This window comes from Paraburkholderia aspalathi (assembly GCF_905220735.1).
In the GTDB taxonomy this organism is placed as follows: domain Bacteria; phylum Pseudomonadota; class Gammaproteobacteria; order Burkholderiales; family Burkholderiaceae; genus Paraburkholderia; species Paraburkholderia aspalathi.
The window spans coordinates 291,401-305,266 of the sequence record NZ_CAJNBA010000003.1 but is presented as its reverse complement, the minus strand read 5'-3'; the positions used below and the strand labels follow the sequence as shown (position 1 = coordinate 305,266).

Here is a 13,866-nt window from a genome sequence, read left to right as displayed (position 1 = left end):
TGCGGGCACACCGCGCGAGCGCATCGGATATAGCCGCTGTCTGACCTTTTCGCTTCACTTTTCGATTGTCCGGAGAACCGCGCTGATGCTTGCACCGCGTATTGCGCCTGGCGCTTCCATGCCGCCGTCCCGGCCCCTTTCGCCTGCTCTTGCGGCTTGCCGATGAGCGGACTGAGCGACCGTCTCGAAACACGCCTCGCGCGCGAGTGGCAGCAGCGCGGGCCGCTTGCGTGGGCGCTGACGCCCTTCGCGTGTGTGTTCGGCGCGATTGCCGGCGCGCGCCGCGCCGCTTTCTCGTTCGGCTGGCTGAAATCCGTGCGCATCGGCGTGCCGGTGGTGGTGGTCGGCAACGTCACCGTCGGCGGCACCGGCAAAACGCCAACCGTCATCGCCCTGGTCGAAGCCTTGCGCGCCGCCGGCTTTAAGCCCGGCGTGGTCTCGCGTGGCTATGGCGCGCGCGTCAAAGGACCGACGGCGGTTCTCGCGACGTCGGCGGCAAGCGTCGGCGGTGACGAGCCGCTGCTGATCGCGCGCCGCACCGGCGCGCCGGTGTGGGTCTGCCCTGATCGGGTCGCGGCCGCGCAGGCGCTGTGCGCCGCGCATCGCGAAATCGACGTGATCGTCAGCGACGACGGCTTGCAGCACTATCGCCTCGAACGCGACGCCGAATTGGTGGTCTTCGATCACCGGCTCGGCGGCAATGGTTTTCTGCTGCCGGCCGGTCCGCTGCGCGAGCCGCTGTCGCGCCATCGCGATGCGACGCTGATCAACGACCCATATGCCCGCACGCTGCCCCCATGGCCGAACACGTTCGCGCTGCAACTTGCGCCCGCCGACGCCTGGCATCTCGACAATCCCGCTCTGCGCCGCCCGCTCGCGCAATTCAGCGGCGAGCGCGTGCTGGCCGCGGCCGGCATCGGCGCGCCGGAACGTTTTTTCGCGACGCTACGCGCGGCCGGCCTCACGCCCGCCACTCGCGCCTTGCCGGATCACTACGCGTTCGAACGCAATCCTTTTGCGGACGTCGACGCGGACGCCATCCTGATAACTGAAAAGGATGCGGTAAAATTAGGGTCCTGGCACGACGCGCGCATCTGGGTTGTCCCTGTCGAAGCCGCGCTCGATCATCGCCTCATTGCATTAGTTGTGGAGAAAGTCCGTGGACGCTCGCCTGCTTGAAATTCTCGTCTGCCCGATCTGCAAGGGCCCGCTCAGCTACGACCGTTCTGCGCAGGAACTGATCTGCAACGCGGACAAACTTGCCTATCCGATCCGCGACGGCATTCCCGTGATGCTGGTCGACGAAGCACGCCAGACCGTGGAAGGCACGCCGGTCGATCTGAATCCGGGCTCGGTGGCCTGAGTCAGCTTTTGCCCGACGCGAGGCGGATGCGGCGCGAGGCCATTCTGCGCGCCGCGCGTGTCTGATCCGCAATCGCCGCATTTGCCGTCTTGTTGTCCGTCTTTCCCATCAGCGCCCGCACTGCAATTGCGAGCGCTTTCTTCCGGTTTCATCGCCGCTCGTCCTTCCGATGACCAACGCTAACGCCACCACTCCCCCGTTCATCGCCGTCGTGCCGGCCCGGCTCGCTTCGACGCGTCTGCCCAACAAGCCGCTCGCCGACATCGGCGGCAAGCCGATGGTGGTGCGGGTCGCCGAACGCGCACGCGAATCGGGCGCGCTGCAGGTGCTGATCGCCTCCGACGCGCAAGCGGTGCTGGATGTCGCCCGCGAGCACGGTTTCGAAGCCGTGCTGACGCGCGCCGATCATCCGTCGGGCACCGACCGTCTCGCGGAAGTGGCGGCGCAGTTCGGCTGGAGCGACGAAACGATCGTGGTGAACGTTCAGGGCGATGAGCCGCTGATCGACCCAGCCCTCGTGTGCGGCGTGGCGTCGCACCTGGCTTCGAGCCATGGTTGCGCGATCGCCACCGCCGGGCATCCGATCACCGACCCCGCGGAAATTTTCAATCCGAACGTCGTCAAGGTCGTGCTCGATGCGCGCGGCGTCGCGCTGTATTTCTCGCGCGCGCCGATTCCGTGGGCACGCGACGCGTATCAGCCGCATTGGCCCGACGTCGCGTCGATGCCCACGCCGCCGGCCCCCGCAGTCGTCCACCGGCATATCGGCCTGTACGCGTACCGCGCCGGATTCCTGCGCTCGTATCCGGGTCTCGCGATCTCGCCGATCGAGCAGGTCGAAGCGCTCGAACAACTGCGCGCGATGTGGCATGGTGAGCGCATCGCCGTGCTCGTCACGCAGAATGCGCCGCTGCCCGGCGTCGACACGCCCGCCGATCTCGCGCGCGTACAGGCTTTATTCGGGGCTTGAGCGGAAAAACCCATGGCATAATCGGACGGTTGTGCGCGCCTCCCTTTTAACGCGAGAGTCAGGGTTTGCCCCGGTCGCACCGTTGTGGTCTTGCAGCGCCGTCGTGTTCGACGTGCAGCGCGAGACGCGAAACGGAACCCGATGCGGGTCCCTCGACGAATCGCGGGATGGCTGCAGCGTCACCAAAGAATTCACATAGATCTGGAGATATCACATGCGTTTGATCCTTTTGGGTGCGCCCGGCGCAGGCAAGGGCACTCAGGCAAACTTCATCAAGGAAAAATTCGGCATTCCGCAAATTTCCACCGGTGACATGCTGCGCGCGGCCGTCAAGGCAGGCACGCCGCTCGGTCTTGAAGCCAAGCGTTTCATGGATGCCGGCGAACTGGTCACGGACGAGCTGATCATCAATCTGGTGAAGGAACGCCTGCAGCAGCCGGATTGCGCGAACGGTTATCTGTTCGACGGTTTTCCGCGCACCATTCCGCAAGCGGAAGCTATGAAGCAGGCAGGCGTCGCGATCGACTACGTGCTGGAAATCGACGTGCCGTTCGAGGAGATCATCGTGCGTATGAGCGGCCGCCGCTCGCACGCCGCGTCGGGCCGTACGTACCACGTCAAGTTCAACCCGCCGAAGGTTGAAGGTGTGGACGACGTGACGGGCGAACCGCTGATCCAGCGCGACGACGACAAGGAAGAAACGGTCAAGAAGCGCCTCGACGTGTACGTTGCGCAAACCAAGCCGTTGATCGAGTACTACAACAACTGGGCGCAAAACGGCGACCCGGCGACTTCGCTGACGGCACCGCAATATCGCCGCATTTCGGGCCTCGGCTCGGTCGACGAAATTCGCAACCGCGCGTTCGATGCGTTGAAGTAATCGCGCATCCGCCGTTGTTGGTCGAAAAACCCGCCCGTTCTGGCGGGTTTTTTATTGCCCGCGGCGTGGCGTGGCGTTCGCGTTTCTCCGGTCTCCGTCGTCCATCATGCCCCGCATTGATTAGCCATCCGTAACAGTTCCGCGGCGCTATGGGTTTTCGACCGCCAGAGGCCCCACCCGGCCGGCATCCCCCGCCGCTTCGCTTTCCGCATTGCAGCATAGCCGTTACAATCGATCATCGAAAAGATATTCGATCGAGACATTACTGAACTGAAGCAAAGGAGAAGACATGGAGATTCGTGACAACGTATTCCTGATCACCGGCGGTGCATCGGGCCTTGGCGCGGCCACGGCGCGCCTTTTGGTCGAAAACGGCGGCAAGGTGGTGCTGGCCGATCTGAATCAGGATGCCGGTGAGGCGCTCGCGAAGGAACTCGGCGGCGTGTTCGTCAAGTGTGACGTGAGCCGCGAAGACGACGCTACGCAAGCGGTCGAAGCCGCCACGAAGCTCGGCACGCTGCGCGGCCTCGTCAATTGCGCGGGCGTTGCGCCCGCCATCAAGACGGTCGGCAAAGACGGGCCGCATCCGCTCGAGTCGTTCGCTCGCACCATCTCCATCAATCTGATCGGCACCTTTAACATGATCCGGCTCGCCGCCGCGGCCATGTCGAAGAACGAACCGAATGCGAATGGCGAGCGTGGCGTGATCATCAACACGGCATCGGTGGCCGCGTATGACGGCCAGATCGGCCAGGCCGCCTACGCTGCGTCCAAGGGCGGCGTGGTCGGCATGACGCTGCCAATCGCACGCGACCTGTCGCGCAACGCAATCCGCGTAATGACGATTGCACCAGGCATCTTCGAAACGCCGATGCTGCTCGGCATGCCGCAGGAAGTGCAGGACGCGCTCGGCGCGATGGTGCCGTTCCCGCCGCGCCTCGGCAAGCCGGCCGAGTACGCGATGCTGGCCAAGCAGATCTTCGACAATCCGATGCTCAACGGCGAAGTGATTCGTCTGGACGGCGCGATCCGGATGCAACCGAAGTAATGATTTACCCAGCGCGGCGCTTTATGCGGCTGCGCTAATGAAAAACGCCTGCACCGCATGAGTCCTATGCGTCACGTGCAGGCGTTTTGTTTTTTACCGGTAGGCCGGAAAGCGGCTCTTAGTCGCGATCGTCGTACTGAGTGCGCTGACGCAATTCGTGCAACTGCGACTCCACCACCGTCGCGTCCTCCGCATCCGGCCGATCGCCGAGATAGCGTTCGAGGTCTTCGAGCGCCGGGCGCAGATAATCGAGCCGCGCGTAAGCGAAACCGCGATCGCGCACTTCTTCGATACTGTCCGGCAGCAGGATCACGAGACGCTGCTGCACAGCCAGCAGACGCTGCCAGCGTTCCGTCTGAAGATACGTCGATTTCAGATTGCGCAGCATGCGAGCGATGATCTCGCGGCGCGTGGCCGGCTGCAGCAGGATGCGCAGCGCCCTGCTCACCGACTCGCCCGCCGACGCCACATACGGCTCCAGCATGTCCACCATCTGCGATTCGGACAGCGAATGCCCGCTAGTCGGATCGAGCATCACGTCGCCATCCGGCGTGGTGACGCGCAACAGGAAGTGGCCCGGAAACGACACACCGCGCGCCGGGACGCCGATCTGCTCGGCCATCTCCAGATACAGCACCGCCAGCGAAATCGGAATGCCGCGGCGCCGCTTGAGCACCATATTCAGATGGCTGTTGTCGGGATCGTAATAATCGTTGAGGTTGCTGGCGAAACCCAGCTCGCGGAAGAAAAATCGGTTGAGAATGCCGACCTTCTGCCTGATGTCGGCATCGTCCGGCATGCGGCGCTGCAAACGCAAAACCAGCTCGTCGATCTCGGCCAGCGTGCCTTGCAAATCGAGATCGGGATAAGCGTCCTGCGCGAGCGAGAGCGCCGCCTCGGTCAGCGGCAGGCTGTCATCTTCGGCAACCAGCGTACTGAAATAGTCGAGAACTCGCGTCATCGTGATCACTTCACTCGCCTTTTGAAATACGCGTACTTGAAGCCCATCAGCCAAAGCATACCGAAATATAGCGCGGCGAACAGTACCAGGCACGCCCCCAGCAACACGATCCGGTCGACCGGCCGGTTATGCATACCGATCCAGTCGAAGCTGATCGCAAGCCAATGCATCGTGCCGGCCAGCACCAGACAGGCGCCGAACAACTGCACGAAGAACTTCAACCAGCCGTTCGACGGCATGTAGATGCCGCGCTTGCGCAGGCCGAGGAACAGGAACAGCGCGTTGACGCAAGCGCCCAACCCGACGCTCAGCGTGAGACCGGCATGCGCGAAGATCGGCACGAACAGGTAGTTGCTCAGTTGCGTGACGATCAGCACGCCGATGCCGATTTTCACCGGCGTCTTGATGTCCTGTTTCGCGTAGAAACCGGGCGCGAGGATTTTGATCAGAATCAGGCCGATCAGGCCGATGCCGTAGGCCGACAGCGCACGGCCAACCATGACCACCGAGTTGCCGTCGAACTTGCCGTAGTGGAACAGCGTCGCGGTGAGCGGCTGGGCGAAGAAGAACAGCGCGACGGCGCTCGGGGCGGCCAACAGGAACGTGACGCGCAGCCCCCAGTCGAGCAGCGACGAATACTCATGTGGATCGGCGTCCACGTGTGCCTTCGAGAGGCTCGGCAGCAGGATCGTGCCGAGCGCGACGCCGAGCAGCGCGGTCGGGAACTCCATCAGCCGGTCGGCATAATTGATCCAGGAGACGGCGCCCGGGCCGATGCGCGACGCAATATTGGTGTTAATGATCAGGCTGATCTGCGCGACCGACACGGCGAACATGGCCGGCACCATCTTCGACAGCACCCGCTTCACGCCGCGGTGCGCGAGCGCCTTGAGCGGATTCAGGCCGATGCGCGGCAGCATGTCGATCTTCTTCAGACCGGGCAGTTGCACGACGAATTGCAGCACGCCGCCGGCGATCACCGCCCAGGCGAGCGCGTAGACCGGCGTTTGCAGGCGCGGCGCGACAAACACCGCCGCGACAATGAAGGCGACGTTCAGCAGGACCGGGGCGAACGCGGGCAGCGAAAAGTTCTTGTACGTATTCAGCACGCCCGACGCCAGCGACGTCAGCGAGATGAAAATGATGTACGGGAACATGATGCGCGTCATCGTGACCGCTAGCGCATAGGCCTGGCCTTCATGCGCGAGCCCTGACGCGACAATGAACACGACGCCCGACGCCCCCACCACACCGATCAGCGAGAGAATCGCGAGCGCCCAGGCCAGCACGGTCGAGGTCGCGTCGACGAGCGCCTTGGTGGCGTCGTGTCCTTGCTGGTTCTTGAATTCGGCCAGAATCGGCACGAAGGCTTGCGAGAACGCACCTTCGGCGGAAATGCGGCGCAGCAGATTGGGAATGCGGAAGGCGACGTAAAACGCGTCAGTATATTGACTGGCGCCGAACGCGCGGGCGATCAGCGTTTCGCGGGCCAGTCCGGTCACGCGCGACAGCAGCGTGAAGCCGCTGACCGTCAGCAGGGCTCGGAATAGATTCATGGGGCGCTTATTATACGGGTGCCGCAGGTGCGGACGACGAGCCGGAACGCGAATCGGACCGATTTGCGCCGCAGACGTTCGGTCGCATGAGCGGATCGGGTTGTTTTTTGTTGCTTGCCGCGGGTTCCGCGAGTCGCACCCTCGCTGCCGCGCTTGCCCGTTGTGGCGGCGCCAAGACGTTCGTGAATCGCCGAAACTCGCCAAAACTAACAGAATCCCCCGCGAGGCGCGCCGACCCGGCCTATCAGAATTGGCGATTCCTCGTTGCCACGTGCCTGATTTTGTTGCTATAATCGCCGGTTTCGAAGCTCGCTCAATTTTCGGACGGGTTTTCGAGGAGGTTCGGGCACGCAGTAGGCAGGCGTCGCTCCAGCGGCGCGCAAGCCATATTGAGGCGCCAACCAGCCTCGAAATACACCGGAACACGGGCCCGCCTTCGCGTAGGCCGATCGATTTTTCGAATTATTTCGACACTTTTGCGCTCTTGGGCAATCGCTTCCAAGAGTTCGATCTAAAAGCAGCACCTCACCACTTGAAGGTCAGGTACTGGAAACAGGAACAGGATAAGGAACCGTCATGGCTAACTCCGCACAAGCACGCAAGCGCGCCCGCCAGGCCGCCAAGGCAAACTCGCACAACTCGGCACTGCGCTCGAAGTTCCGCACGGCTATCAAGGCTGTCCGCAAGGCAATCGAAGCAGGCGACAAGGCTAAGGCCGTCGAGATCTTCCAGGCATCGTCGAAGACCATCGACATCATCGCCGACAAGAAAATCGTTCACAAGAACAAGGCAGCTCGTAACAAGAGCCGTCTGGCTGCAGCCCTCAAGGGTCTGCAAGCACCCGCAGCGCAGTAAATTCGGTCAGCCCGCTTCGGTGGGCTACCTCCTGTTTCCGCTGCTACAGAAAGGCTCGCTTCGGCGGGCTTTTTTGCTTGGTACCGACGGAAACGGATATTGACTCACGCCTGCTCGCGAGTCAGTTGGCTGCACATTGGAGCCACCGCATTGGAGTCGCCCGCCTTGAAGCCAATGCTCCAGGCGCAAAAAAACCCGCCAGTAGCGGGTTTTTCTTTTTGCCGATCCGGCCCGGCTAGCTCGCGTTAGATCACGTGCCTTTTCTCTTGCGGCGTAGCGTGCTCGAGTTGCAACTCGCAAGCCTCGGTCACGAGAAGGTCATTATCCTTCGCGAAGTTGAGAACGAAATCGAAGGCCATCGGCTCGATGTCGCGCAAGCGCGAATCGAGAATCACGCATTTGAGGTCACCGATCATGGTGGGCCGGACATACAACGAGTATTGCAGGTAAGCATTCGGGCCCCTGCCCCGTGGGCTGGGACCAAAGCACGCCATGACGCCTGCGAGCCGCTCCGACCAGTCACTCGGCCGAAACTTTTTTCCGGTCGACGTGATGCCCTGAATGAAATATTCGGTTGGAGCTGCTTCGGCCATGTAGGAATACCTGTGTGACTGCCCAGCGGGATGACGGCAAAGCTGACTGCAAAGCGGCTTTGGGATGCCTGAACACGTTGGCCACGCCTGAATGGCGAGCTGCGCCGCCAGAAACCACGAAGGGCCAGATAAGCCGCCTCGGCGCTCATCTTGACGGCGCATCGCGACGAAACTTTCCGGAGTGCGCGAGCCGTGTCCCGCAAGCTTAATACCGGCCTGCTGGGCTTAGGGATAACCGGTAGATTATAGCGCAGCGGACCTTTTTCCGCAGCGCACACAAGCCTCGTTTGAACGTTGCGAAAGGCTTTCAGACAGCTTGCCTGGCCTTTTGGCCGACTCGTCAAACGGGGCGAAATCCTTTATGCTGCATTGAGTTACCACAAAAGACGGCGGCGCCGTCCGGCAATCCTGCCGGGTGAGACCGCCGTATTTGTTTCATGACCGCCAAGAAAATTCGCCACTACCTGCAGTTCAAGGATTTCTCGCTGGAAGACTACGAGTACGTGCTGGAACGCGCGCGCATTCTGAAACGCAAATTCAAGAACTACGAGACCTACCACCCGCTGCACGACCGCACGCTGGCGATGATCTTCGAGAAAAACTCGACACGCACGCGCCTGTCGTTCGAAGCCGGCATCTTCCAGCTGGGCGGCCACGCCGTCTTCATGAGCACACGCGACACGCAGCTCGGGCGCGGCGAGCCGATCGAAGACGCCGCGCAAGTGATCTCGCGCATGGTCGACATCATCATGATCCGCACGTTCGGCCAGGACATTCTCACGCGCTTCGCCGAGAATTCGCGCGTGCCGGTGATCAATGGGCTGACCAACGAATATCACCCGTGCCAGGTGCTGGCGGACATCTTCACGTATTTCGAACATCGCGGTCCGATTCGCAACAAGACGGTTGCGTGGGTCGGCGATGCGAACAACATGCTGTACACGTGGATCGAAGCCGCCCAGATTCTCGGATTCAAGCTGCGCCTGTCCACGCCGCCGGGCTACAAGCTCGACCACGCCATGGTCGCCACTGAAAGCGCCCCGTTCTATCAGGAATTCGACGATCCGAACGAGGCCTGCACGGGCGCCGATCTGGTCACCACAGACGTGTGGACCAGCATGGGCTTCGAGGCAGAAAACGAAGCCCGCAAGAAAGCCTTTGCAGACTGGTGCGTCGACGCCGAAATGATGGCGCGCGCCAATTCTGACGCATTGTTCATGCACTGCCTGCCTGCCCACCGCGGCGAGGAAGTCAGCGCGGAAGTGATCGACGGCCCGCAAAGCGTCGTGTGGGACGAAGCGGAAAATCGTCTGCACGTGCAAAAGGCGTTGATGGAATATCTGCTGCTCGGCAAGCTGAATCACTAAGCGAGCCGGCTACGCAGCACCTGCGTGAAGCGTGACGGGGCCTTGAATACGAGGCAAGGCATCCACGTTTAACGCCACGCATCGAGCCGGCGTCCGCGAAAGCAAACGGAACCGGCTCACCCACCGCAGCACTCCAAAAACGCGGGCAAGCGGCGGTTTAGTGTCAAAATAGTGGTTTTCCGCGCTCCGGAACCGCCGGCGCGCCTTGTTTTCCAGCTTTCTCCAGCTACGAGTTCACCATGAGCGATATCAAGAAAGTCGTGCTCGCCTATTCGGGCGGCCTCGACACCTCCGTCATCCTGAAGTGGTTGCAGGACAATTACGACGCCGAAGTCGTCACGTTTACGGCCGACATCGGCCAGGGCGAAGAGCTGGAACCGGCGCGCAAGAAAGCCCTGCAACTCGGCATCAAGCAGGACAACATCTTCATCGAAGACCTGCGCGAAGAATTCGTGCGCGACTACGTGTTCCCGATGTTCCGCGCCAACACGATCTATGAAGGCGAATACCTGCTGGGCACGTCGATTGCACGTCCGCTGATTGCCAAGCGTCAGATCGAAATCGCCCGCGCCACCGGCGCGCAAGCGGTCTCGCACGGCGCAACCGGCAAGGGCAACGACCAGGTTCGTTTCGAACTCGGTTACTACGCCTTGGAACCGGGCATCAAGGTGATCGCACCGTGGCGCGAATGGGACCTGCTGTCGCGCGAAAAGCTGCTCGCGTACGCTGAAAAGGCCGGCATTCCGATCGAAATGAAGCACAAGCAAGGCGGCGCGCCGTATTCGATGGACGCGAACCTGCTGCACATCTCGTTCGAAGGCCGTCACCTGGAAGACCCGAAGGCCGAAGCCGAAGCCGATATGTGGCGTTGGACGGTGTCGCCGGAACAGGCGCCCGACCAGGCTGAATACCTCGACATCGAGTACGAGCACGGCGACCCGGTCGCGATCAACGGCAAGCGTCTGTCGCCGGCTGAAATGCTGACCGAGCTGAACCGTTTGGGTGGCAAGCACGGCATCGGCCGTCTGGACCTGGTCGAAAACCGTTACGTCGGCATGAAGTCGCGCGGCTGCTATGAAACGCCGGGCGGCACGATCATGCTGAAGGCGCACCGCGGCATCGAGTCGATCACGCTCGACCGCGAAGTGGCCCACCTGAAAGACGACCTGATGGCCCGTTACGCATCGCTGATTTACAACGGCTACTGGTGGAGCCCGGAGCGTCGCGCAATCCAGGTGCTGATCGACCATACGCAAGAGAAGGTCAACGGGTGGGTGCGTGTGAAGCTGTACAAGGGCAGCGTCTCGGTTGTCGCGCGCGATTCGAAGGAAACGCTGTTCGACAAGACGATCGCTACGTTCGACGACGACGGCGGTGCGTACAACCAGGCCGACGCTGGCGGGTTCATCAAGCTCAACGCGCTGCGTATGCGGATTGCGGAGAATGCGCGTCGTCAGCGCGACTAAGCGTTAGCATTGGTGAAGGTTAACTTCGCGTTAGCGAAGTTAAGCGCCGAAAAGCGCAACCTAAGCCGAAGCTCAGATGCAGAAAGGCGCCGGGAGGAAGCTCCCGGCGCCTTTTTCATTGCTGCATGCCACTCACGCAATCACAAGCAAACCGGCTCCGCTTCCAGTTCAACTCCAAATCGCGCCAGCACATCGCGCTGAACCGCCTTTGCGAGCGCCAACACCTCGGCGCCGCTCGCCCCGCCGCGATTGACCAGCACCAGCGCCTGCCGTTCATGCACGGCCGCCGCACCCATCGCGCGGCCTTTCCAGCCACATCGATCGATCAGCCAGCCCGCCGCGAGCTTCACCCGGCCGTCCGGCTGCGGGTAAGACACAAGCTCGGGCTCCTTGACCTTCAGCGCTTCGAACTGCGTGGCTTCGACGACCGGATTCTTGAAGAAACTCCCGGCGTTACCCAACTGAAGCGGATCGGGCAGCTTGGCGCGCCGCACCGCGACTACCGCGTCGAAAATCGCCTGCGCACTCGGCGCGGCGGCATCGGCATGACCACCGGCAGCCAGTTCACGCGCGATATCCGCATAGCCCGCGCGCGGCTGCCAAACCTTCGGCAAACGGAAAGTGACCGACGTGATGACAAACCGGTCGCGCCCTTCCCGCTTGAAAAAACTGTCGCGGTAACCGAATCGGCACGCCTTTGCATCGAGCTCGACGACGGCGCCCGTTTCCAACTCAACCGCCCGCAGCGACGCAAAGCGCTCGCACATTTCCAGCCCATATGCGCCGATGTTCTGAATCGGCGCCGCCCCCACCGTGCCCGGAATTAGCGCGAGGTTCTCCAGCCCAGGCAGTCCTTGCGTCAAAGTCCACGCGACAAAGTCATGCCATGGTTCGCCGGCTGCTGCCTCGACGTACCATGCATCATCGTCCTCGCGCACGACGCGGCGGCCTTGCAGCGCCACCAGCAACACAAGTCCGGCGAAGTCGCCCGTCAGCACGACATTGCTGCCGCCGCCCAGCACCAGCCGCGGCAAGCCGGCAGCACGCGGATCGCGCACGGCAGCCATCAGTTGCGCTTCGTGCTCGATCCGGCACGCAATCTGCGCGCGAACATCGAAACCGAAGGTGTTATGCGCCTTCAGCGGATAGCCGGCAATGAACGCGGCGGAGTCGGATCGGGACATCGGAATGAGAAGAATGGAACGGCCAGCTAAACGACATCGGGCCCCGGCCGCACGACAATGCACGGCGGCCTTAGGCAAAAGGGAGTGGCGTCGGTAAAATGACGTCCGGTCCGTGATTATAGCGAGTGCCTCGTGAGCAGCCGACCGGCCGCGCCACGCACCGCAGCACTATTGGGAGAAAACAATGCCATCGTTTGACGTCGTCTGCGAAGCAGACATGATCGAAGTCAAGAACGCGATCGAGCAGTCCAACAAGGAAATTTCAACCCGCTTCGACTTCAAAGGGTCGGACGCGCGCGTCGAGCACAAGGAAAGCGAAATCACCGCCTACGCCGACGACGACTTCAAGCTCGGTCAGGTGAAAGACGTCCTGCTGTCGAAAATGGCCAAGCGCAATGTGGACGTGCGCTTCCTCGACTACGGCAAGATCGAGAAGATCGGCGGCGACAAGGTCAAGCAGATCATCAAGATCAAGAAAGGCGTATCCGGCGATCTGTCGAAGAAAATCGTGCGTCTCGTGAAGGACAGCAAGATCAAGGTCCAGGCGAGCATTCAGGGCGACGCGGTGCGCATCACCGGTGGCAAGCGCGACGATCTGCAAAGCGTGATCGCGATGCTGCGCAAGGACGTGACTGACACTCCGCTCGACTTCAATAACTTCCGCGACTGAACGCGCGTCGCGCTCAAGGCCGAGTGCGTGTCGCCCCTCGGCAATGCGCGTGCGTTGAGGCTCGGCGACGGGACGCGTAGAAACTTAGCGCCCGACTCAGCACGCGTACGGGTTGTATGCGCTCAGCACATAGCCCTTGCGCCTTCAGTGCGTATTTCGTGAAGGCACGCCGGCTAACACCCGGCGGTACCCCGCCCAAGTTCGAGGTTCGTTACGACCCGCCGCGCTACGCCGCTGCGTCAGGTTTCTTCTTCGCGCCGATGCGGCTTTCCTGGCCGCGCATCAACTTGGCGATGTTGCCGCGGTGGCGCCAGACCAGCAGCGAACTCATCACGACAATCGCCAGCGCGATGATATGCGGCCCGAACAGAAAGCCGTCGAAGATCGGTGCGAACACCGCCGCGGCCAGTGCCGCCAGCGAAGAATAGCGCGTAAAAAACGCCACGATCAGCCACGTAAGCAAGGTGGCCACGCCAAGGATCGGGTTGATCGCGAGCAGCACGCCCGCCGCGGTCGCCACGCCCTTGCCGCCCTTGAAGCGGAAGAAGATCGGATACAGGTGGCCGAGAAACACTGCAATGGACGCAATCGCGACCGACGTTTCGTCGAGGCCGTAACGCGCGCCGAAGTGCACCACGAACCACACCGGCAGCCATCCTTTAAAGGCGTCGCCGATCAGGGTGAGAATCGCGGCCTTCTTGCTGCCGCTGCGCAGCACGTTGGTGGCGCCCGGGTTGCCCGAGCCGTACGAGCGCGGGTCGTCCAGCCCCATGGCGGCGCTCACGATCACGGCAAACGACACCGAGCCGATCAGGTAGGCAACGACAGCAACGATCAGGTTTTGCATCTGGGACTCTTATAAGGATCGGCGGTCTGAAACTCGACACCCCAACCGCAACAGGGAACAAGGCGGCGCACATTCTACCGAACCCACCGGCCCGGAAAACATTGAG

At 62.1% G+C, this 13,866-nt stretch carries 14 protein-coding genes; 9 read left to right on the top strand and 5 right to left on the bottom strand.

From position 1 onward, the window contains the following. Positions 1 to 162: 162 nt before the first annotated feature. The 5 genes from lpxK to KHO30_RS20210 all read left to right on the top strand — a co-directional run bounded on the left by lpxK (position 163) and on the right by KHO30_RS20210 (position 4,261). On the top strand, positions 163 to 1,179 hold the full coding sequence (gene lpxK, locus KHO30_RS20230) for a tetraacyldisaccharide 4'-kinase (RefSeq protein WP_211701999.1): 1,017 nt from the start codon (positions 163 to 165) through the stop codon (positions 1,177 to 1,179). Next, entirely contained in the window at positions 1,160 to 1,363 is a 204-nt protein-coding gene (locus KHO30_RS20225; RefSeq protein WP_006050060.1) for a Trm112 family protein, read from the top strand. Before lpxK ends, KHO30_RS20225 begins: the two co-directional genes overlap by 20 nt. A 169-nt stretch (positions 1,364 to 1,532) precedes the next feature. Next, on the top strand, positions 1,533 to 2,333 hold the full coding sequence (gene kdsB, locus KHO30_RS20220) for a 3-deoxy-manno-octulosonate cytidylyltransferase (RefSeq protein WP_211701997.1): 801 nt from the start codon (positions 1,533 to 1,535) through the stop codon (positions 2,331 to 2,333). 214 nt (positions 2,334 to 2,547) lie between these two features. Beyond that, on the top strand, positions 2,548 to 3,213 hold the full coding sequence (gene adk / locus KHO30_RS20215) for an adenylate kinase (RefSeq protein ID WP_054034304.1): 666 nt from the start codon (positions 2,548 to 2,550) through the stop codon (positions 3,211 to 3,213). A 289-nt stretch (positions 3,214 to 3,502) separates the two neighbouring features. Then, positions 3,503 to 4,261, top strand: a complete 759-nt coding sequence (locus KHO30_RS20210; protein WP_179734001.1) for a 3-hydroxyacyl-CoA dehydrogenase — start codon at positions 3,503 to 3,505, stop codon at positions 4,259 to 4,261. A 118-nt stretch (positions 4,262 to 4,379) separates the two neighbouring features. On the opposite strand, the gene KHO30_RS20205 is transcribed toward KHO30_RS20210, so the two are convergent. Continuing rightward, positions 4,380 to 5,222 (bottom strand): SirB1 family protein, encoded by an 843-nt coding sequence (locus tag KHO30_RS20205; protein WP_093635760.1) that lies wholly within the window; start codon positions 5,220 to 5,222, stop codon positions 4,380 to 4,382. Between the two features lie 5 nt (positions 5,223 to 5,227). After that, positions 5,228 to 6,778 (bottom strand): murein biosynthesis integral membrane protein MurJ, encoded by a 1,551-nt coding sequence (murJ, locus tag KHO30_RS20200; protein ID WP_093635712.1) that lies wholly within the window; start codon positions 6,776 to 6,778, stop codon positions 5,228 to 5,230. A 576-nt stretch (positions 6,779 to 7,354) separates the two neighbouring features. Between murJ and rpsT the strand changes: the two genes are divergently transcribed. Further along, on the top strand, positions 7,355 to 7,633 hold the full coding sequence (gene rpsT / locus KHO30_RS20195) for a 30S ribosomal protein S20 (protein WP_054034306.1): 279 nt from the start codon (positions 7,355 to 7,357) through the stop codon (positions 7,631 to 7,633). Positions 7,634 to 7,878: 245 nt separating this feature from the next. On the opposite strand, the gene KHO30_RS20190 is transcribed toward rpsT, so the two are convergent. After that, entirely contained in the window at positions 7,879 to 8,226 is a 348-nt protein-coding gene (locus KHO30_RS20190) for a DUF3579 domain-containing protein (RefSeq protein WP_054034308.1), read from the bottom strand. Positions 8,227 to 8,663: 437 nt separating this feature from the next. Between KHO30_RS20190 and argF the strand changes: the two genes are divergently transcribed. Both argF and KHO30_RS20180 read left to right on the top strand, forming a co-directional pair. After that, on the top strand, positions 8,664 to 9,593 hold the full coding sequence (argF, locus tag KHO30_RS20185) for an ornithine carbamoyltransferase (protein WP_211701995.1): 930 nt from the start codon (positions 8,664 to 8,666) through the stop codon (positions 9,591 to 9,593). 239 nt (positions 9,594 to 9,832) lie between these two features. Further along, positions 9,833 to 11,059, top strand: coding sequence for an argininosuccinate synthase (locus KHO30_RS20180; protein WP_054034311.1), 1,227 nt, complete (start codon positions 9,833 to 9,835; stop codon positions 11,057 to 11,059). 140 nt (positions 11,060 to 11,199) lie between these two features. On the opposite strand, the gene murB is transcribed toward KHO30_RS20180, so the two are convergent. Beyond that, on the bottom strand, positions 11,200 to 12,243 hold the full coding sequence (gene murB / locus KHO30_RS20175) for a UDP-N-acetylmuramate dehydrogenase (RefSeq protein ID WP_211701993.1): 1,044 nt from the start codon (positions 12,241 to 12,243) through the stop codon (positions 11,200 to 11,202). A gap of 184 nt (positions 12,244 to 12,427) precedes the next feature. On the opposite strand from murB, the gene KHO30_RS20170 reads away from it, so the two are divergent. Further along, the gene (locus tag KHO30_RS20170; protein WP_054034313.1) at positions 12,428 to 12,913 is read left to right on the top strand and encodes a YajQ family cyclic di-GMP-binding protein; all 486 of its coding nucleotides are present in this window, start codon (positions 12,428 to 12,430) and stop codon (positions 12,911 to 12,913) included. Positions 12,914 to 13,139: 226 nt separating this feature from the next. On the opposite strand, the gene plsY is transcribed toward KHO30_RS20170, so the two are convergent. Further along, positions 13,140 to 13,760, bottom strand: a complete 621-nt coding sequence (gene plsY / locus KHO30_RS20165; protein ID WP_093635706.1) for a glycerol-3-phosphate 1-O-acyltransferase PlsY — start codon at positions 13,758 to 13,760, stop codon at positions 13,140 to 13,142. Positions 13,761 to 13,866: the final 106 nt, after the last annotated feature.